At 72.5% G+C, this 20,767-nt stretch carries 12 protein-coding genes; 8 read left to right on the top strand and 4 right to left on the bottom strand.

What is annotated here, in order from left to right:
- Positions 1 to 259 precede the first annotated feature (259 nt).
- The 4 genes from yicI to ACZ7RU_RS09955 form a co-directional block, all read right to left on the bottom strand.
- Complete coding sequence (yicI, locus tag ACZ7RU_RS09970) at positions 260 to 2,542, bottom strand: alpha-xylosidase (protein WP_470340381.1); 2,283 nt, start codon at positions 2,540 to 2,542, stop codon at positions 260 to 262.
- Positions 2,539 to 3,939: a GH1 family beta-glucosidase gene (locus tag ACZ7RU_RS09965; RefSeq protein WP_470340380.1), complete on the bottom strand. Its 1,401-nt coding sequence runs from the start codon at positions 3,937 to 3,939 to the stop codon at positions 2,539 to 2,541. The genes yicI and ACZ7RU_RS09965 overlap by 4 nt, the downstream gene beginning before the upstream one ends.
- Before the next feature lie 67 nt (positions 3,940 to 4,006).
- Positions 4,007 to 4,990 (bottom strand): acetylxylan esterase, encoded by a 984-nt coding sequence (locus ACZ7RU_RS09960; protein ID WP_470340379.1) that lies wholly within the window; start codon positions 4,988 to 4,990, stop codon positions 4,007 to 4,009.
- Between the two features lie 198 nt (positions 4,991 to 5,188).
- Positions 5,189 to 8,035, bottom strand: coding sequence for a glycoside hydrolase family 3 C-terminal domain-containing protein (locus tag ACZ7RU_RS09955; RefSeq protein WP_470340378.1), 2,847 nt, complete (start codon positions 8,033 to 8,035; stop codon positions 5,189 to 5,191).
- Between the two features lie 223 nt (positions 8,036 to 8,258).
- On the opposite strand from ACZ7RU_RS09955, the gene ACZ7RU_RS09950 reads away from it, so the two are divergent.
- The 8 genes from ACZ7RU_RS09950 (at position 8,259) to ACZ7RU_RS09915 (ending at position 20,741) form a co-directional block, all read left to right on the top strand.
- Positions 8,259 to 9,941, top strand: a complete 1,683-nt coding sequence (locus ACZ7RU_RS09950; RefSeq protein WP_470340377.1) for an ABC transporter substrate-binding protein — start codon at positions 8,259 to 8,261, stop codon at positions 9,939 to 9,941.
- The gene (locus tag ACZ7RU_RS09945) at positions 9,863 to 10,885 is read left to right on the top strand and encodes an ABC transporter permease (protein ID WP_470340589.1); all 1,023 of its coding nucleotides are present in this window, start codon (positions 9,863 to 9,865) and stop codon (positions 10,883 to 10,885) included. Before ACZ7RU_RS09950 ends, ACZ7RU_RS09945 begins: the two co-directional genes overlap by 79 nt.
- On the top strand, positions 10,882 to 11,856 hold the full coding sequence (locus tag ACZ7RU_RS09940) for a carbohydrate ABC transporter permease (protein WP_470340376.1): 975 nt from the start codon (positions 10,882 to 10,884) through the stop codon (positions 11,854 to 11,856). Before ACZ7RU_RS09945 ends, ACZ7RU_RS09940 begins: the two co-directional genes overlap by 4 nt.
- Before the next feature lie 112 nt (positions 11,857 to 11,968).
- Positions 11,969 to 12,997, top strand: a complete 1,029-nt coding sequence (locus ACZ7RU_RS09935; RefSeq protein ID WP_470340375.1) for a LacI family DNA-binding transcriptional regulator — start codon at positions 11,969 to 11,971, stop codon at positions 12,995 to 12,997.
- 27 nt (positions 12,998 to 13,024) lie between these two features.
- Complete coding sequence (locus tag ACZ7RU_RS09930) at positions 13,025 to 15,010, top strand: beta-galactosidase (RefSeq protein ID WP_470340374.1); 1,986 nt, start codon at positions 13,025 to 13,027, stop codon at positions 15,008 to 15,010.
- Positions 15,011 to 15,043: 33 nt separating this feature from the next.
- A complete protein-coding gene (locus ACZ7RU_RS09925; protein ID WP_470340373.1) occupies positions 15,044 to 17,197 on the top strand; it encodes a glycoside hydrolase family 36 protein in 2,154 nt (717 codons plus the stop codon).
- A 221-nt stretch (positions 17,198 to 17,418) separates the two neighbouring features.
- A complete protein-coding gene (locus ACZ7RU_RS09920) occupies positions 17,419 to 19,146 on the top strand; it encodes a cellulose binding domain-containing protein (protein WP_470340372.1) in 1,728 nt (575 codons plus the stop codon).
- An 83-nt stretch (positions 19,147 to 19,229) separates the two neighbouring features.
- The gene (locus ACZ7RU_RS09915) at positions 19,230 to 20,741 is read left to right on the top strand and encodes a glycoside hydrolase family 43 protein (RefSeq protein WP_470340371.1); all 1,512 of its coding nucleotides are present in this window, start codon (positions 19,230 to 19,232) and stop codon (positions 20,739 to 20,741) included.
- Positions 20,742 to 20,767: the final 26 nt, after the last annotated feature.

Genomic DNA, 20,767 nt, shown 5'->3' with positions numbered 1-20,767 from the left:
CGTCGGGTGCGGGCGGACGCCCGCGGTGGCGCTCCTGGAGCGGGGAGGGGGTGGGCGCTGTCGAACCAGCCGTCGGTGAGCTCCCGTTCGAGGCGGCAGCCCGTCCCGGCGCGGGCGCGCAGCAGGGAGTCGAGCGCGCCGGGCGTCAGGTGGCGCTTGGTGCGGCTCTGCACGGGCGCCTCCGGCGCCGTCGGGAAGAGGGGCGGGTGCCCGTACGGTCCGTCCGGTGACGTACGGGCACCCGCGTGAGGGAGCGGCCTCAGGCCGGATGGGGCAGTTCGGCCTCGTGGGTGCCGGCCGAGCTGATGTGCAGGGCCCCGTCCGGGCCGCCGATCCGCAGCTGCCAGGGGTGCGGGCTGTCGGTGGTCACCGTCAGCCGGTCGCCGGTGCGGCGCAGGTGGAAGCGGGCGGCCTCGCCGACGCCTTCGGTGCGGGGGATGACGACGGTGCGCTCGGCGCCGTCGGCGAAGGCGTGCACCCGGAGTTCGACGCCCTCGGCCCAGGCGGAGACCGGGCGCTGGTCGTCCGCGCCGAAGGGGATGACGGAGTCGGGGCGGGCGAGCAGCGGGAGGGTGTGGAAGCCGTGCTGTTCGCGCACCCAGCGCGGGCCGGTCACCTGGTCGCCGGTGAGGACGTTGGTCCAGGTGCCCTCGGGCACGTAGAACTCGACCGTGCCGTCCTCGGTGAAGACCGGGGCGACGAGCAGGTCGTCGCCGAGCAGGTACTGCCGGTCCAGCGAGGCGGCGGCCGGGTCGTCCGGGAACTCCAGCACCATCGCGCGCATCACCGGCAGACCGGTGGCGTGCGCCTGCTGGGCGGCGCGCTGGAGGTAGGGCGCGAGCCGGTGCTTGAGCAGGGTGAACTCGCGGGTGACCTCGACGGCCTCCTCGCCGAAGTCCCACGGCACCCGGTAGGATTTGCTGCCGTGCAGCCGGCTGTGCGAGGAGAGCAGGCCGAACTGGGTCCAGCGTTTGAAGACCGCGGGGGTGGGGGTGCCCTCGAAGCCGCCGATGTCGTGGCTCCAGAAGCCGAAGCCGGACAGTCCGAGGGAGAGTCCTCCGCGCAGCGACTCGGCCATGGCGTTGAAGTGCGATTCGCAGTCGCCGCCCCAGTGCACCGGGTACTGCTGGCCGCCCGCGGTGGCGGAGCGGGCGAACAGCAGCGCCTCGCCCTCGCCGCGCTCCTCGCGGAGCAGCTCGAAGACGGCCTGGTTGTACAGGTGGGTGTAGTAGTTGTGCATCCGCTCCGGGTCGGAGCCGTCGTGCCAGAGGACGTCGGTGGGGATGCGCTCGCCGAAGTCGGTCTTGAAGCAGTCCACGCCGACCTCGAGCAGGGTGCGCAGCTTGCCGGTGTACCAGTCGCGGGCGGCGGGGTTGGTGAAGTCGACCAGGGCCATGCCCGGTTGCCACAGGTCCCACTGCCAGACGCTGCCGTCCGGGCGGCGCACCAGGTGGCCCTCGCGCATGCCCTCGGCGAACAGCTCCGACTTCTGCGCGATGTACGGGTTGATCCACAGGCTGACGCGCAGTCCCTGTGCCTTGAGCCTGGCGAGCATGCCCGCCGGGTCCGGGAAGGTGTCCTCGTCCCAGTGGAAGTCGCTCCACTGGTACCCGCGCATCCAGAAGCAGTCGAAGTGGAACACGCTCAGCGGGATGCCGCGTTCGGCCATGCCGCCGACGAAGCGGTTGACAGTGGCCTCGTCGTAGTCCGTGGTGAAGGAGGTGGTCAGCCACAGGCCCAGCGCCCAGGCCGGGGGCAGCGCGGGGCGCCCGGTCAGGGCCGTGTAGCGCTCCAGGATCTGCTTGGGGGTCGGGCCGTGGACGACGAAGTACTCCAGCGACTGGTCCTCGACGCTGAACTGCACCTGGCCGACGGACTCGGAGCCGATCTCGTAGCTGACCTTGCCGGGGTGGTTGACGAACACCCCGTAGCCCCGGTTGGTCAGGTGGAACGGGACGTTCTTGTACGCCTGCTCGCTGCTGGTGCCGCCGTCCGCCTGCCAGACGTCCACGACCTGGCCGTTGCGGACGAACGGGGTGAACCTCTCCCCCAGCCCGTAGACCAGCTCGCCGACGCCCAGGGAGAGCTGCCCGAACATGTGGTGGCGGCCGTCGGCGTCGGTGACGAAGCCGGTGCCGCGCTCGCCGGCCGTGGTGAGCACCCGGCCGTCGGCGGTGAACTCCAGCTGCCAGGGCTTCGAGGTGTCCACCCGCAGGGACAGTTCCCCGGCGCGGAGTTCGACCACGTCGCCGTCCCGGTGCACCTTGCCGCCGCCCTGCTCGGCGCCGGGCAGCGCGAACTCGGGCCCGCCCCGCACCGAGCCGGCGTGGTGGGTGGCGCGCACCCCGATCACGCCTTCGGCCGGGGACCAGCACTCGACGGTCAGCAGCGGGCTGTTGAGCGTGTCGCCGCGGCCGCGCACGTGCTTGACGGGCGCGTAGAGGGTCAGCCGGTGCTCATCGGCGCGGACGTCGGCGACCTCGGTGGCGTAGCGCGCGGTGACGCCCGGGCGCATCAGCCAGTAGCCGTCGGTGAACTTCATCGGGCGGATTCCTCCGTCCGCGCTCGGTGCGCGGTGATCAGGCCCCGGTACCAGTGGTAGCTGTCCTTGGGGGTTCGGGTCAGGGTGTCGTAGTCGACGCGGACGAGGCCGAAGCGCTGCTCGTAACCGCGGGCCCACTCGAAGTTGTCCAGCAGGGACCAGACGTAGTAGCCGCGGACGTCGACGCCGGCGGTGATGGCGTCGGCGACGGCGGCGAGGTGGCCGGCCAGGTAGTCGACGCGCTCGGCGTCGTGGATCCGGCCGTCGGGGGTGACGCTGTCGGCCTCGGCGGAGCCGTTCTCGGTGATCCAGAGCGGCGGGAGCCCCGGGTAGCGGGCGTCGATGTCGCGGAGCAGCTCGGTGAACGCGGACGGGACGACGGGCCAGCCCATGGTGGTCAGCCGGGTGCCGTACGGGTTCGGTTCGGTGACGCCGATGTCCGTGGCGGTGCGCTTCTCGGGGTCGGGCTCGCGGTGCGGGGCGGCTTCGACGGCGACCGGCCGGTAGAAGTTGATGCCGACGAAGTCCAGGGGCGCGCCGATGAGCCGGAGGTCGCCCGGGCGCCGCCAGTCGCCGTCCGCCAGGCCCGCCCAGGTCTCCTCCTCGTGCTCGGGGTAGCGCCCGGCGAACAGCGGCTCCGTCCAGACCTCGTTGTGCAGGACCTCGGCCCGGCGCAGGGCGGCGAGGTCCTCGGGGCGGCCGGAGGCGGGGTGCAGGCGGTCGAGGTTGAGCGTGGTGCCGACCTCGCGGGCGCCGGCGGTGCGCAGCTCCCGTACGGCCAGGCCGTGGCCGACGAGCAGGTGGTGGGCGGCCGCGAGCGCCCCGCGGCCCTCCCGGGCGCCGGGTGCGTGCCGGCCCTCGGCGTAGCCCACGAAGGCCGAGCAGAAGGGCTCGTTGAGGGTGATCCACCGCTCGACCCGGTCCCCGTAGCGGTCCCCGGCGACGGCGGCGTACTCGGCGAACGCCTCCGCCGTCTCCCGCACCCGCCAGCCGCCGCGGTCCTCGAGGGCCTGCGGCAGGTCCCAGTGGTAGAGGGTCGCGGCGGGCGCGATGCCGGCGGCCAGCAGTTCGTCGATCAGCCGGTCGTAGAAGTCCAGGCCCTTCTGGTTGACCGCGCCGATGCCCTGCGGCAGCAGGCGCGGCCAGGCGAGGGAGAAGCGGTAGCCGTCCACGCCCAGCTCCCGGAGCAGGGCGACGTCCTCGGGGTAGCGGTGGTAGTGGTCGCAGGCGGTGTCCCCGGTGGCGCCGCCGAGGGTACGGCCCGGGGAGTGGCTGAAGGTGTCCCAGATGGACGGGCCCCGGCCGTCCTCGTCGTGGGCGCCCTCGATCTGGTAGGCGGCGGTGGCGGCGCCGAACCGGAATCCGGGGGGCAGTTCCGGGAACCCCGAGGCACTCATGCGCCCACCTCGCTTCGCTCGCTCAAGCGGTGCTCCTCACTGGTCTGACGGTGGCCGGCCACGGCCGTCACAGCCGCGGTGCGAGCCCGCGCTCGCGCAGCCAGGCCAGCTGGACGGGCGGGTTGGAGCCGCAGCCACCCGCGTGGTCGGCGAAGGGCCACACCGTCATGGTGCGGTCCTCGGCCGCGTAGTGGTTGAAGGCGGCGTAGACCGTCCGGGGCGGGCATACCGGGTCCATCAGCCCGACGCTGAACAGGGCCGGCGCGGTGGCCCGCTGCGCGAAGTTGACGCCGTCGAAGTAGGCGAGGGTGGCGAAGGTCGGCTGCACCCGCTCCCGGCTGTGCCAGCGCAGGTACTTGACCAGCTCCTGGTACGGCCCGTCCAGGGAGGTCTGCGCGCCCTCGCGGTAGTGGCACAGGAACGGGACGTCGGGCATCACCGCGGCCACCCGGTCCCCGGTGAGCCCGGCGACGGCGAGGGCCAGGCCGCCGCCCTGGCTGCCACCGGTCAGGACGATACGGTCGGTGTCGAGGCCGGGCAGTTCCGCGACGGCGTCGACGGCGCGCACGCAGTCGGTCATCAGCCGCCGGTAGTAGTGGTTCTCCGGGGAGTCGATGCCGCGGGTCATGAAGCCCTCGACCCACTGGGTGCCCTCGCCCACGCTCCGGTCGGGGGTGTCGTGGCCCTGGCCGCGGCTGTCCACGACGAGTTGGGCGTAGCCGGCGGCGGACCAGAACAGGTGCTCGGTGGGCAGTCCCCGGCCACCGGTGTAGCCGATGTAGGTGACGACGACCGGCAGCGGGCCCGCCGCGCCGCGCGGGCGCAGCAGCCAGGCGGCCACCGGTTCGCCGTTCCAGCCGGGGAACCGTACGTCCTCGACCTCGACGGTGCGCAGGCCGTACTTCCCGGTGACGCGTTCCGCCTTGACCGCCCCGCCGTGCGAGCGGGCCTCGGCGAGGGTGCGCCGCCAGAACTCGTCGAAGTCCTGCGGGATGGTCGGCTCGGGGCGGTAGGCGCCGAGTTCGTCGGCTCCGAAGTCGATGGGCGGCACGGGGGCTTCCTCCGGGTGCTGCGAGTTCGAGGTGATGGAGTGAGGCGTGAGAGCTGACATGCGGGCCGCCTCCGGGCGGTGGTGGGCGAGGTCGGTGCGGGTGCGGCGCGGACGGTCGGGGGCCCCTGCCCGGCCCCGGGCAGGGCGTGGCGGTCCGCCCTCCGTGAGCGGACCGCCGGTCCAGCGGGGATGCCGTCCTCAGCCGGCCGCGCCGAAGCGGAAGGCGGTGAGCCGGAAACCGCCGTACAGGGTCAGGCTCAGGTCGTGGACGCCGCCGAGCGCGGCGGCGAGGCCGGCGGTGGTGCTCGTCCAGGCGTAGCGGTCCCCGGTCACGGGCACGTCGATCTCGGCCAGCACCCGGCCGTCGGCCCGGACTTCGAGCCGCGCCCCGCCCTCGCCGTCGCGCTCGCGGGCCGTCTCGACCTCGATCGCGGCGGCGCCGGTGAGGTCGACCTCGCGGAAGTGGAGCGTGGCGGGCCGCGCGGGGTCGGCGGGCGTGACGGCGTCGCCGTCGGTGCGGGTGGCGTCGACGATGGCGGCTTCCTCGTAGTCGTCGAAGTCGACGGCCAGGATCCGGTGCCCGGTACCCGCGCGAGGGCCGGCGGGCTCCCCGGTCACGGCCAGCGGGGCGGCGAGCACGGGGTGGTCGGCGCTGCGGGCGACGATCACCTCGTAGCCGCCGGGGTCGACGGTGAACTCGCCGGTGGCCACTGACCAGTGGGCGAGGTGTTCGGCCGACAGCCGGAAGGCCAGCTCGCGGCTCTCCCCCGGCTCCAGCCGGACCTTGCGGAAGTCGGCCAGGCGCAGCCGGGGCGCCTCGTACCGGGCCTCCAGGGCGCGGACGTACACCTGGACGACCTCGCTGCCGGGCCGCGCACCGGTGTTGTCCAGGGTGACGGTGACCCCGACCGCACCGTCCCGGCCGATCGAGGACTGCGACAACCGCAGGTCGCGGTAGGCGAACTCGGTGTACGAGAGCCCGTGGCCGAAGGGGTAGAGCGGGGTGGAGCGGTGGTACTGGTAGGTCCAGCCCGCCTTGATGACGTCGTAGTCGAGCGGGGCGGGCAGCGGGTCGTCGCCCCGGTACCAGGTCTGCGGCAGGCGGCCGGCGGGCTCGGCCTCGCCGAGCAGCACGGCGGCGAGCGCGTGTCCCGTCTCCTGCCCGCCGTGGGAGGTCCACACCACGGCGGGCAGGTGCTGGTCGGCCCAGTCGAGGGCGTACGGGTAGCTGCTCATCACGACCAGCGCGGTGTCCGGGCGCACCCCGGCGACGGCGCGCAGCAGCTTCTCCTGCCCCTCGGGCAGGGCGATGTCCGCGCGGTCCTCCGTCTCGCGGCCGTTGATCAGCGGGTGGTTGCCGAGGACGACGACGGCGACATCGGCGGCAGAGGCGGCCGCCCTGGCCTCGGCGACGCCGTCGCGCACCACCTCGCGCTGCCAGTGCTCGGCCTCCTGCGCGGTCTCGGCGGTGACGCTGACCCGGCCGTCGGTCGGGTCGACGGTGGCGTAGCGCCCGGTGAACACGTTGCGCAACAGCACGGTGTCCGGGCCGGCCGGTTCGATCCGGAAGGTCTCCTTGACGAACCAGCTCTTGATGATCTCCTGGCCGGGGGCCAGGGTGCCGTCGTCCTGGAGGCAGAGGTAGCGGCCGGTCTCGGCGTCGCGCAGGGTGGAGGCGCCGCCGCCCCAGTCCGTCACGTCGAAGGCGGACTTGCCGAGTTGTTCGCCCGTGGTCCGCGAGCGCAGGGTGATCCGGTCGGAGCCCTCCACGTGGACGACCTCGCCGCCGTGGGCGCCGAGGGCCGCGGCCAGGCCGGCGGCGGCGCTGACCTGGTACGGCAGGGTGCCGCTGTACCAGTCCTCGAACAGGGTGCCGGCGAGCGGGCCGATGACGGCGATCCGGGCCGTACGGGCCGGGTCGATCGGCAGCAGGCCCTCGTTCTTGAGCAGGACGGCCGACTCGGTCGCGGCCCTGCGGGCCAGGCCGCGGTGCTCGGGGCTGTCGATCACCTCGGGGCCGGTGCCGGCGTACGGGTCCAGCTCGGGGTCGAACTCGCCGAGTCGGAAGCGCACTTCGAGCTGCCGCCGGACGGCGCGGTCCACGTCGCCCTGGTCGATCAGGCCGCGTTCCAGCGCCGCGCGCAGCCGGCCGACCACCGTCTCCGTGTCCTCGCCGTGGTCGGTGAAGCTGTCGATGCCGGCCTTGAGCGCGGCGGCGTGGCCCTGCGCGTGGTCGTCGAAGTAGTGCTCCGGGTCGACCAGGTTGGAGGGGGCCTCGGCGTCGCTGACCACGAACAGCTCGTGGCCGGTCGGCTCGGCCCAGCGGCGCAGCTCGTCCTCGATCAGCGGACTGACGTGGCAGGGGCGGCCGTTGACGAGGTTGTAGGCGGCCATCGCGCCGGTCGCGGCGCCGGCGGCGACGACGGGGCGGAAGGCGGCGAGGTCGTACTCCTGGAGCACGCGCGGGCGCAGTGCGGAGGAAGTGGTGCAGCGGTCGTCCTCGTTGTTGTAGGCGAGGAAGTGCTTGAGCACCGGGGCGGCGCGCAGGTAGACCGGGTGGTCCCCGGCCAGGCCCCGGCAGAACGCCTCGCCGACCTTCGCGGTGTGCACCGGGTCCTCGGAGTACCCCTCCTCGTTGCGCCCCCACCGGGGGTCGCGCAGCAGGTTGAGCACGGGGGCCCACGCCTGGAGGGAGTTGGGCCCGCGGTCGGGGGAGCCGACCGCCGGCGGGCGGTGGTAGTGGAAGGCCCGCAGCTCGGTCGAGACCGCCTCGCCGACCTCGCGCACCAGGTCCTCGTCCCAGCCGGCGCCGAGGCCGACGGCCTGCGGGAAGACCGTCGCCTCCCCGAGCCAGGAGACGCCGTGCAGGCCCTCGCTGCCGGTGCGGAACGGGCCGACGCCCAGGCGGGGTACGGCCGGCGAGTACTGGTGCAGCATCGCCAGCCGTTCGTCGACGGTGAGCCGGTTCAGCAGATCGTCGACGCGCTCCCGCAGAGGAAGCGTGGGGTTGCGGAAACCGGGCAGACCGGTAGCGGAATCGGGCACGGAACTCACGTGGAACACCCCTCGGGCGGGCTCGGCTCGGAGATCGTTGATCGAAGCGCTTCGACGCTGACACGCTCCAACCATCGTGTCAACTCCCCAGAGCAGAACCAATTTTGACTTTGTTCAGGCTCTTGCCCAACCCGTAACGCGTCGTTAGTGTCGCCGAAACATCCAAGCGCTTCGACGCTCACACCGCGCTTCGACGGAGAGGGGCTACGCCACCATGAGATCCGGATTGAACCGCAGGAGCTTTCTGACCACCGCCGCCACGGTCGCGGGGGCCGCCGCGATGGCACCCCTGCTGTCCGCCTGTGGAGGCGGCTCGACCAAGAAGGCCGGAGCGAACACCAAGGAGGGCCTGAAGGCGGCCCTGCCGACCTACGTGCCGAACGCCAACGCGGTCAAACCGGACATAGCCCCCGTACAGGGCTCGGGCGACACCGCGACCGACCCGGCCTACCTCGCCTACCCCGCCTCTCCGCCCACCAGCGTCTCCGGCGTTCCCGGCAAGGGCGGCAGCTACACGGCGATCACCCCGCTGTGGGGCACCGCCCCGCCGGTCGGCAACTCCTTCTACCAGGCGATGAACAAGGCACTCGGGGTCGACCTGACCGTCAAGCCGACGGACGGCATCAACTACAACACCATCATCCCGACGATGACCGCCGCCAAGAAGCTGCCGGACTGGATCAACCTGCCGGCCTGGATGAACGACGCCTTCAACACCGGCGGGCTCGCCGGCGCCCAGCTCGCGGACCTGACCCCCTACCTGTCCGGCGACAACATCAAGAAGTACCCCAACCTGGCCGCCCTGCCCACCGGCGCCTGGCAGCACGGTGTCTGGGGCGACAAGCTCTACGGGATCCCCTGCTTCTCCACCAGCTTCGGCATCCCCGGCGCCACCTTCTACCGCCGGGACGTCCTCGAAGCCCGGGGCATCACCGCGGACCAGATCAGGTCCGCGGACGACCTGATGAACCTCGGCAAGGAACTGACCGACGCCAAACGGGGCGTGTGGGCCTTCGACGACGTGTGGACCTACCTCCAGTTCTCCTGGAACGTCCCCATGAAGTGGAGGGTCGACAACGGCAAGCTGGTCCACCCGTTCGAGACCCAGGAGTTCCTGGAGGCCGTCGACTGGCACTACCGCCTGGCCACCTCGGGCTACATGCACCCGGACGCGCTCGCCGGTGACGTCTCCAACAGCTCCACCCGCTTCTACAGCGGCAAGACGCTCATCGGGGGTGGCGGACTCGGCGCCTGGAACCTGTCCGACCACCAGTCCGGCGCCGCCGCGGACCCGAACTACCGGCGTGGCGCCTTCAACGCCATCACCGCCGACGGCAAGGGCACGCCGGTGGTCTACACGGGCGCCGCCGCCAGCATGATCAGCTACCTCAACGCCGACCTGAAGCCGGAGCAGGTCCAGGAACTGCTCGCCGTCGCGAACTACCTCGCCGCCCCCTACGGCACGGCCGAGTACACCATGGTCAACTTCGGCGTCGAGGGCGTCCACCACACCCGGGTCAACGGCATGCCGACCTTCACGGAGGAGGGCAAGAAGGACGTCCAGGTGACGACCTACAACTTCCTGGCCGCTTCCGGCTCCGTGATCAGCAACCCGGGCGGCGAGCAGACCACCCAGGACTACGCGAGCTGGTCGGCCGCCAACGTCAAGTACCTCACCAAGCCGCCCTTCTGGGGCATGAACTTCAGCATGCCCCAGGCCATCGCCTCGGCGTCGGCCGCGCAGAGCGTCAACGACACCCTGAAGGACTGCTACCACGGCAAGAAGAAGGTCTCCGAGTTGCAGGACGCCATCTCCAGCTGGCGCTCCGGCCCCGGGGAGCGGCTCAAGCAGTGGATGACCGACAACGTCCTCGACAAGTACGGCACCGGCCAGTGAGCACGACGAGCCCTGAGCGCCCGGTCGGCCCCGCGCGGCTCAGCCTGCGGACCAGGCTGCGGCGCGACAAGTCCCTCCTGCTGATGACGGTCCCCGCGGTCGTCCTGCTCCTGGTGTTCAACTACGCGCCGCTGTTCGGCATCGTCACCGCCTTCCAGGAGTACGACCCGCTGGTCGGGGTCTGGAACAGCGAGTGGGTCGGGTTCGACCAGTTCCAGCAGCTGCTCGGCGACCCGGCCTTCTGGGCCTCGCTGCAGAACACGCTGTACCTGAGCTTCGTCCAACTGGTCCTGTTCTTCCCGGTCCCGATCGCCCTCGCCCTCCTGCTCAACTCGGTGATCAGCGAACGCATCCGCAACTTCTTCCAGTCCGTGGTCTACCTGCCGCACTTCTTCTCGTGGGTGCTGGCCATCACGATCTTCCAGCAGATGCTGGGCGGCGCCGGCGTGCTCAACCAGTTCCTGCGCCAGCACGACATCGCCACCTGGGACATCATGACCAACCCGGACACCTTCGCGCTGCTGGTCACCTCCCAGGCGGTCTGGAAGGAGGCGGGCTGGGGGATCATCGTCTTCCTCGCGGCGCTGAGCGCGATCAACAGCGAGCTGTACGAGGCCGCGGCCGCCGACGGCGCCGGCCGGCTCCGGCGGATGTGGCACATCACGCTGCCGGGCCTGCGCGGGGTGATCGTGCTGATGCTCGTCCTGCGCCTGGGCAACGCCCTGTCCGTCGGATTCGAGCAGTTCCTGATCCAGCGCGACGCCGTCGGCCACGAGGCCGCGGACGTCCTGGACACCTTCTCCTTCTACTACGGCATCGCCACCGGCGGCTACAGCTACGGCGCGGCGGCCGGGCTCTTCAAGAGCGTGGTCTCGCTGCTGCTCATCTGGGGCGCCAACAAACTGGCGCACGCCTTCGGCGAGGACGGGCTGTACCGCAAATGACGAACGCACTCACCATGGGTTCGCGGGGCGAGAAGCGCCGCACCACGACAGCAGCCGCCCGCCGCCGGGCCCGCTCCGCCCGTCCGCCCTGGGAGGAGCCGCCCACCGCCGCCGGCCAGGCCGCCAAGGGAATCACGCTCGGCGGGACCCTCGCCGTCATCCTGGTCCCGCTCTACATCATCGTGCTGACCAGCTTCTCCACCCCCGGCGCGATCAACCGGGCGGGCGGCCTGGTGATCTGGCCGGACGGCCTGACCACCGAGACCTACCGCCAGATGCTCAGCGACTCGACGATCGTCACCGCACTGGGGGTGAGCCTCGGGATCACCGTGGTCGGCACCGCGGTGTCGATGGTCGTCTCCGTCCTGTGCGCCTACGGCCTCTCCCGGCCGCGTTCCCTCGGGCACCGCTTCGTCCTGATGCTGCTGATCATCACGATGTTCATCAGCGGCGGCCTCATCCCGGGCTTCCTGGTCGTCACCGGCCTCGGCGGCTACGGCCAGTGGTGGGCGCTGATCCTGCCGAGCGCGGTCTCCGTCTTCAACATCCTGGTGCTGCGCGCCTTCTACCAGGAGACCTCCTCCGAGCTGATCGACGCGGCCCGGATGGACGGCGCCGGGGAGTGGCGGATCCTGTGGTCCGTCGTGCTGCCCACCTCGCGCGCCGTCACCGCCGTCACCGCGCTGTTCTACGCCGTCGGCTACTGGAACTCCTTCTTCAACGTCATGCTCTACATGCCGACGGACAGTCAGAAATGGCCGCTCCAGTACGTGCTGCTCACCTACGTCAACCGCGCCAACGGCCTGCCCGGTTCGGTCAACGCCGGCTTCGGGAGCACCCACGCCCAGACCGCACCGCTGTCCCTGCAGATGGCGGTCGTCGTCCTCACCCTGGTACCACTGGTGATCGTGTATCCGTTCGTGCAGAAGCACCTGCGCACCGGTGTCCTCACCGGAGCGATCAAGGGCTGAGCCGCCTACCGGGCCCGACGGGCCCACCGGCCGGGAGCGGTCCCCAGCGGACCTCTCCGTCGCACGACCGGGACCGCTCCCCCACCGGAACCGACACGAAGGAAGCAGAGCGATGGTGACACTCGCCGATGTGGCCAGGCACGCCGGCGTCTCGTCCAGCACGGTCAGCTACGCCCTCAGCGGCAAGCGCCCGATCTCCGACGAGACCAGGAACCGCGTCGAGCGGGCCATCACGGACCTCGGCTACCACCCCCACGCGGGTGCCCGGGCCCTGGCCGGCAAGCGCTCGCACATCATCGCCCTGGTCGTGCCGCTGCACTCGGAGGTGCACGTGCCCACGATGACGGAGATCGCCATCGCGGTCACCGTGGCGGCCCGCGAACACGGCTACGACGTCCTGCTGCTCACCAACGACGAAGGGCCCGAAGGCGTCCGCCGGGTCGCCGCCACCGGGCTCGCGGACGGCGTCATCCTGATGGACGTGCGGCTCGACGACGACCGCATCCCGGTCCTGCGGGCCGAGGAGATCCCCGCCGCGCTCATCGGTCTGCCCGACGACCCGACCGGACTCTCCTGCGTCGACCACGACTTCGCCACCGCCGGCGCCCTGTGCGCCGACCACCTGGCGGAGCTGGGCCACCGTGACATCGCCTTCATCGGCTACAGCAGCGGCGTCTACCAGCGGCACGCCGGCTACGCCGAGCGCACCCTCAACGGCTTCCGGGCCCGGGCCGAAGCGCGGGGCCTGCGCTTCCTCCACCGGCCCTGCGAGGGCACCTACGAGAGCACCGCCGGCACCCTGGCCCGCATCCTCGCCGACCGCCCGGACACCACCGGCTTCGTCGTGCAGAACGAGACCGCGATCGGCCCACTGCTCAGCCTGCTGCGCGCCAGCGGACGGACCGTCCCGGAGGACGCCTCCGTCATCGCCATCTGCCCCGACCCGCTGGCCGAACAGCACTCCCCCCGGCTCACCTCCGTCACCAGCCCGCAGAAGGACCTCGGGCAGCTCGCCGTCGAGCAGGTCATGGCGAGGATCACCGCGACCGCCGCGGGCCAGGAGCCGCAGGACCGGCTCCTGCTGATGCCACCGGAGCTGCGGCTCCGCGAGAGCACCGCCCCGGCCCCGCATCGAAGTTGACACCCCTCACGGAAGGACGGCTCCCCCATGGACATCCGCCGGCTCACCGACCGCCTCCGCGGGCTCGCCTTCGGCGGGGACTACAACCCCGAGCAGTGGAACGCCGAGGTGTGGAAGGAGGACGACGAGCTGATGCGCCGCGCACGCGTCAACCTCGCCACCGTCGGGGTCTTCTCCTGGGCCCTGCTGGAACCCGAGGAGGGCCGCTACGACTTCGACTGGCTCGACGCCCACCTCGACCGGCTGCACGCCAACGGCGTCGCCGTCGACCTGGCCACCCCGACCGCCTCCCCGCCGCCCTGGTTCACCCTGGCCCACCCGGACGCCCTGCCGGTCCACCCCGACGGCACCCGCCTGACCCACGGCAGCCGGGACACCTACTGCCTCACCGCCCCCGCCTACCGCCGGGCCGCCCGCCGCATCGCCGGCGCCCTCGCCGAACGCTACGGCGACCACCCGGCGCTCGCCCTGTGGCACGTGCACAACGAGTACGTGACCCTCTGCCACTGCGACCACGCCGCAGCCGCCTTCCGGGTCTGGCTGCGCGCCCGCCACGGGTCCCTAGACGCCCTCAACGAGGCCTGGGGGACGACCTTCTGGAGCCAGCGCTACACCTCCTGGGAGCAGATCCTGCCGCCGCGCGCCAGCCAGTGGCACAAGAACCCCGGCCAGGCGCTGGACTACAACCGCTTCTGGTCCGACGAGACGCTCGCCGCCTTCCGCGAACAGCGCGACGCGATCCGCGCCCACAGCGACCGCCCGGTGACGACCAACCTCATGCTGCCCGGCTACCAGAACCTCGACCTGTGGGCCTTCGGCCGCGAGGTCGACCTGGTCTCCATCGACCACTACCCCAGCGCACCCGGCGTCGACGCCGCCGCCCACGCGGCCTTCGACGCGGACCGGGCCCGCTCGATCGCCGGCGGCGCCCCCTGGCTGCTGATGGAACAGGGCACCAACACCGTCTACGACGCCGGCCGCGTCCTCGGCAAGGAGCCGGGGGACGTCCTGCGCCACTCGCTCGGCCACATCGCCCGCGGCTCCGAGGGCGCCCTGTTCTTCCAGTGGCGCCAGTCCCGGGCCGGCGCCGAGCAATGGCACTCGGCGATGATCCCGCACGCCGGACCGGACAGCCGCATCTTCCGCGAGGTCACGGCCGCCGGGGAGGCCGTCGCCCGGCTCGGCGAACTCGCCGGCTCCACCGTCTGCGCCGAGGTCGCCGTCCTGCACGACTCCGACGCCTGGTGGGCGATGACGGTCGACGGCCTCCCCTCGCCCGAACTCGACTACTACGCCGCACTGCGCCGCGCCCACCGGGCGCTGTGGGACGCCGGCCGGACGGTCGACTTCGCCCACCCCGGGCAGGACCTCGGCCGCTACCGGCTGGTCATCGCCCCGGCGCTTTTCCTGCTCTCCGATGTGAGCGCTCACAACCTGCGCCGCTACGTCGCCGGCGGCGGAACCCTGCTGGTACAGCACTTCAGCGGCGTGGTCGACGAGAACCTCCGATCCCGGCTCGGCGGCTACCCGGCCGCACCACTGCGCGAGACCCTCGGCATCCGGTCCGAGGAGTACCGCCCGCTGCGCCGGGACGAGGTGATCACGCTCTCCGACGGCTCGACGGCGACCTCCTGGAGCGAGTCCCTGCACACCGAGGGCGCCGAGACACTCGCCGCCTACACCCACGGCATGCTCGAGGGCCGCCCCGCACTCACCCGCCACGCCTTCGGCTCGGGCCACGGCTGGTACCTGTCCACCCGCCTCGACGACCCCGGATACGCCGCCCTGGTCGAGCGGCTCCTCACGGAGACCGGGACCGCCCCCGAACTGCCGGGACTGCCCCCGGGCGTCGAGGCCGTCACCCGGCACGCCCCGGACGGCCGCGCCTGGCACCTGCTGATCAACCACCGGCCCGAGGCCGTACCGCTGCCGCAGCCGGGCCACGACCTGCTCACCGGTACGACCCTCGGCGAACTGCCGCCCGACGGCTGCGCGGTCCTGCGCGCACGCTGACACCCCGCCGCGTCTCCCGTCCGAGGAAGCATCATGACCGACCCGCACGAGACGATCCGCTGGGGCCACAAGGCTCTGGAGCTGGAGATCGCCCTGGACGAGCAGGGCGCCGCCCGCTTGGTGCGCCTCGGCGCGCCGGGCGAGAAGGGCGCGGCCCCGCGCCCCGGCGCACCGCTGCCGCCGGTGGAGGTGACGACCGCCGGCCTCGGCCGGTACTGGTCCGGCCGGCACCTCGTCAACACCGTCCTCGGCTCGCGGCTGCGGTACCGTTCACACCGCGCGAGCCGGGAGGGCGACTGGCACGTGCTCGACCTCGAACTCCACGAGCCGCGGACCGGCCTGACCGCCGTGGCGCGCTACCGCTCCCCGGACGGCCTGCCGGTGCTGCGCAGCGAGGTGCTGCTGCGCAACGACGGGCCGCACACGCTGCACCTGGAGTCGGTCTCCTCCCTGGTGGCGGGCTGCCTCACCGAGGGCGGCGCCGCGGCCCTGGACGCCGCCGACGTGCTGTGGGCGGAGAACGAGTGGTTCGCCGAGTGCCGCTGGCAGCGCCGGCCGCTGCGGGCCTCCTCGCCCGAGCGCGGCGGCCGGTTCCACACGACCTCCGGTCGCAGCACCGAGGTCCTGGCCGGGCGGGGCGTGTGGTCCAGCTGCGGGCACCTGCCGATGGGTGCTCTGACGGACCGCCGGTCCGGCCGCACCTGGCTGTGGCAGATCGAGCACAACGGCGGGGGCTGGCGCTGGGAGTGCGGCGTGCGCGACGACACGGCGTACGCGGCGCTGCACGGGCCCGAGGCCGCCGACCACGGATGGCACCACCCGCTGGAGCCCGGGACCGGGTTCCGCACCGTGCCCGTGGCGCTCGCGCTGGCCGCGGAGGGCGGCCCGGACGCCGCGTTCGCCGCCCTCACCCGCTACCGGCGCGCCACCCGCCGCCCGCACCCCGACCACCATCGCCTCCCCGTGATCTTCAACGACTACATGAACTGCCTGATGGGCGACCCGACCACGGCGAAGCTGCTGCCGCTGGTCGACGCCGCCGCCGAGGCCGGCGCCGAGTACTTCGTCATCGACGCCGGCTGGTACGACGACGGGGGCAACTGGTGGAGCTCCGTCGGGGCCTGGGAGCCGTCGGCCTCCCGCTTCCCCGGGCCGAGGGGCATCCACGAGGTTCTGGACCGCGTCCGGGAGCGGGGCATGGTCCCCGGCCTGTGGCTGGAGCCGGAGGCGGTCGGGGTGAACAGCCCGGTGGCCGGGTCCCTGCCCGAGGAGGCGTTCTTCCGCCGCGACGGTCAGCGGGTGGAGGAGGGCGGCGGCCGGTACCACCTGGACCTGCGCCACCCGGCCGCCCGCGCCCACCTGGACTCCGTGGTGGACCGCCTGGTCGGTGAGTGGGGCGTCGGCTACCTCAAGCTCGACCACAACACCGACCCGGGGTCGGGCACCAGCGCCCACCCGGGCGAGGCCCCGGCGGCCGGCCTGCTCGGCCACAACCGGGCCCAACTCGACTGGCTCGACGGCATCCTGGACCGGCACCCGGACCTGGTGATCGAGAACTGCGCCTCCGGCGGCATGCGGATGGACCACGCCCTGCTCTCCCGGCTCCAGCTGCAGTCCACCAGCGACCAGCAGGACCTGCTGCGCTACGCACCGATCGCGGCGGCGGCCCCCACCGCCGTCACCCCGGAGCAGGGCGCCGTCTGGGCCTACCCGCTGCCCGAGGACACCCCCGACGAGGTCGCCCTCACCATGGCCGGCGCGCTGCTCGGCCGCATCCACCTCTCCGGCCGGCTCACCGAACTCCCCCCGCGCTCCCGGGAGCTGGTCCACGAGGCGGTAGCCGTCCACAAGGCGATCCGTGCCGACCTGCCGCGGGCGGTGCCCGCCTGGCCGCTCGGGCTCCCGGGCTGGGAGGACCCGTGGCTCGCCCTGGCGCTGCACACCCGGTCGGACGGGCCGGGCACCACCTACCTCACTGCCTGGCGCCGCTGGGGTGAGGAGCCCGTCAGGGACCTCGCCCTGCCCCACCTGCTCGGCGCCGCCGTCCACGCCGAGGTGCTCTACCCGGCCGACAGCAAGGCCTCGGCCACCTGGCACCCGGACACCGCCGAGCTCACCCTGACCCTGCCGGCGGCCCCGTCCGCCGTCCTGCTGCGCCTCACCGCATGGGCTCACGAAGGGAGTTGACGATGCCTGATGCGCTCGCGCGCGGCCCGCCGCGCCGACCCGCGTTCCGAGGAAACAGTTTCGCGTCCGGGCCCGATCCCTGCAGCCGCACGGGCCCCTGCCGTCCAGATCGCGGGAGTTCGTTCCCCCACTCGAACCCCTCGCACCCCCACCGCTGGAGGGACGCCATGAAATCGTCAGCCCGCACCTGTCATGCTCGCGCTATAGCCGCCCTGGCGGCCGTGGCGCTCGCGGCCACCGGCGTGCTCGCCGCGGTCGCGCCGCGCGCCGCCGCCGCACCGCCCGCCGTCACGGCGAACCCCGTGTCGGTGTCGGTCGACGCCGCCCTGAACCTCGCCGACATCCCCGCCACCGGCGTCGGCGTCAACATCCCGGTCTACGACGCCAACATGAACTCCGGCGCCACCTCCGGCCTGCTCAGCACGGCCGGCATCAACACCGTCCGCTACCCCGGCGGCAGCCACTCCGACGTCTACCACTGGAAGACCGGCACCGCCGAGAACGGCCAGTACGTCGCCCCGAACACCGGCTTCGACGCCTTCATGGGCACCGTGCGCGCCGCCGGAGCGCAGCCGATCATCACCGCCAACTACGGCTCCGGCACCCCGCAGGAGGCCGCCGACTGGGTCCAGTACGCCAACGTCACCAAGGGCTACGGCATCAAGTACTGGGAGATCGGCAACGAGGTCTACGGCAACGGCGAGTACGGCGCCACCTGGGAGTACGACACCCACAGCAGCAGGAGCGCCACGACCTACGCGAACAACCTGCTCCGGTACGTCTCGGCGATGAAGGCGGCCGACCCGAGCATCAAGATCGGCGCCGTGCTGGCCACCCCCGGCTACTGGCCGGACGGCATCGTCGGCCCGGGCGACACCCAGGACTGGAACCACACCGTCCTGTCGATCGCCGGGACGAAGATCGATTTCGCCGTCGTGCACGCCTACCCCACCAGCACCAGCCCCGCCGACCTGCTCACCAAGCCGCAGGCCCAGAACCCGACCATCGCCGGCACCGTGCGTTCGCTGATCAACCAGTACGCCGGGTCCAACGCCCCCGATGTCGGCATCGCGGTGACCGAGGCGAACGCCCAGGCCTACCTCGACACTTCCCCCAACGGACTGTTCGCGCCGGACGACTACCTCACCTGGCTGGAGAACGGCGCGTTCAACGTCGACTGGTGGGACCTGCGCAACGGCACCGACTGCGCCAAGGTGACCACCGTCGAGGGCGCCACCGACTACGACGACGGCGGCATGGTCTCCGCCGGCGCCTCCTGCGAGCCGGCCGTCAACACGCCCTTCCCTGCCTACTACGGCATCCAGATGATCAGCAGGCTGGGCGCGCCCGGGGACACCCTGGTCAAGGCAGCCAGCTCGTCCTCGCTGCTCACCGCGCACGCCGTCCGCCGCGCCGACGGCGACGTGGACGTCATGCTGATCAACAAGGACCCGAACAACGCCGTCACGGTGAACCTCTCGTACAGCGGGTTCACCCCCTCCTCCGCCACCCCGACCGTCCACTCCTACCTCAAGAACGCCCACGGGATCGGCACCGCCCGGTCCGGCAGCCCGACCACCCAGACCGTGCCCGCCTACGGCATCACGGTCGTCCGGATGCGCCCGGTCGACGCGCCCTGCCGGGTCGTCTACGCCAAGAGCCAGTGGTCGGGCGTCACCGTCGCCGACCTGACCGTCGTCAACAACGGCCTCGGCCAGGTCAACGGCTGGTCCCTCGGCTTCGACTTCCCCGGTGACGACGGCATCACCGACACCTGGAACGCCTCGGTCTCGCAGAGCGGCCCGAACGTCACCGCCCAGAACGTGTCGTACAACGCCTCCGTCCCGCAGGGCGGCAGCGTCCAGTGGGGCTTCCGGGCCACCTGGTCCGGCAGCGACGCCAACCCTTCCGCCTTCCGGTTCAACGGCGCCTCCTGCGCGATCGGCTGAACCGCCGAACCGGTGGTGCCCCGGGCACCCCGGGGCCCGGGGCACCACCCCCGACCCATGAAGACCCGAGAGGAACCGACCACGTGTCAGTCCAGCCCGAGCCCGCCGGCACCGTCCCCAACCCGGTGATCCCCGGCTTCCACCCCGACCCCAGCATCTGCCGCGCGGGCGACGACTACTACCTCGCCTGCTCCAGCTTCGAGTACTTCCCCGGCATCCCGGTCTTCCACAGCCGCGACCTGGTGAACTGGACGCAGATCGGCAACGCCCTGGACCGGCCGAGCCAGCTGAACCTGCCACCGGAGTCGCCGTCCTCCGGCGGGATCTACGCCCCGACGCTGCGCCACCGCGACGGCCGGTTCTGGCTGATCGCCACCAACGTCAGCGGGGACGGGAACCTGCTCTTCACCGCGACCGACCCGGCCGGCCCCTGGTCCGACCCGGTCCGGCTGCCCGGCGTCCACGGCATCGACCCGGACCTCGCCTGGGACGAGGACGGCACCTGCTACTGCACCGTCGCCGGCGTCTCCCAGGTCCGCCTCGACCCGGCCACCGGCGAGACCCTCGGCGAGCCGCGGCGGATCTGGTCCGGCGCCCCCGGCGCTGCGGCCCCCGAGGCCCCGCACCTGTACCGGATCGGCGACTACTGGTACCTGATGATCGCCGAGGGCGGCACCGAACGCGGCCACGCCGTCTCCATCGCCCGCGGCACCTCGCCCTCCGGCCCGTTCGAGCCGTGCCCCGCCAACCCGGTGCTGACCCACCGCGGAATCAACAGCCCCATCCAGAACACCGGGCACGCCGACCTCGTCCAGGCGCCCGACGGCTCCTGGTGGATGGTGCTGCTCGCCGTCCGGCCACGCGGCGGCACCCCCGCCTGGTACGTGCTCGGCCGGGAGACCTTCCTCGCCCCCGTCGAATGGGTGGACGGCTGGCCGGTGGTCGGCCGGGTCACTCCCGAACTGGCCACCCCGGCCTGGCCGTTGCACCCGATGCCCGCCGTCCCGGCCCGGGACGACTTCGACCAGGCCGAGCTGCACCCCCAGTGGATCTCCGTACGCCGGCGCACCGAGCAGCTGTGCACCACGAAGGAACGGTCCGGCTGGCTCACCCTGCGCGCCGCCGGCGCCTCCCTCGACGAGAACGACGTGGTGTTCGTCGGCCGGCGCCAGCAGCACCTCGGCTGCCGTGCCCGCACCCTGATCGATCCCACCGAGGGACGCGGCGGCCTCGCCGTCCGCCTGGACGAGGAGCACCACTACGAGATCGAGGCGGCCGACGGCGAGGTGAAGGTCTTCGCCCGGATCGGCTCGCTGCGCACCGAGGTCGCCTCCCGGGCGGTCCCCGCCGGAGCCGTGGTGCTCGGCGTCGATGTCGTCCCGCGCCGGACGCGGGGCCCGCGCACCGGCCCCGACGACGTCGTCCTCGGCGTCGAGGAGCCGGACGGAACCTTCACCGAACTCGCGGGCCTCGACGGCCGCTACCTCTCCACCGAAGTGGCCGGCGGCTTCACCGGCCGGGTCATCGGCATGTACGCCGCCGAAGGCACCGTCCACTTCGACCGGTTCGACTACGAGCCGCTCCCGTTTCCCTGACCACACGTCAGGGGCTCCCCCCACCC

It is taken from the genome of Kitasatospora sp. NPDC114501 (genome assembly GCF_055633695.1).
Note: the sequence above shows the minus strand (reverse complement) of the source record. Positions and strands in the feature narration are given on the sequence as shown.

Bases quoted from the DNA above. Each gene is read 5' to 3' on its own strand.
- ACZ7RU_RS09935 (WP_470340375.1), top strand. From the start codon at position 11,969: ATGGTGACACTCGCCGATGTGGCCAGGCACGCCGGCGTCTCGTCCAGC.
- yicI (WP_470340381.1), bottom strand. From the start codon at position 2,542: ATGAAGTTCACCGACGGCTACTGGCTGATGCGCCCGGGCGTCACCGCG.
- ACZ7RU_RS09930 (WP_470340374.1), top strand. From the start codon at position 13,025: ATGGACATCCGCCGGCTCACCGACCGCCTCCGCGGGCTCGCCTTCGGC.
- ACZ7RU_RS09925 (WP_470340373.1), top strand. From the start codon at position 15,044: ATGACCGACCCGCACGAGACGATCCGCTGGGGCCACAAGGCTCTGGAG.
- ACZ7RU_RS09950 (WP_470340377.1), top strand. From the start codon at position 8,259: ATGAGATCCGGATTGAACCGCAGGAGCTTTCTGACCACCGCCGCCACG.
- ACZ7RU_RS09965 (WP_470340380.1), bottom strand. From the start codon at position 3,939: ATGAGTGCCTCGGGGTTCCCGGAACTGCCCCCCGGATTCCGGTTCGGC.
- ACZ7RU_RS09940 (WP_470340376.1), top strand. From the start codon at position 10,882: ATGACGAACGCACTCACCATGGGTTCGCGGGGCGAGAAGCGCCGCACC.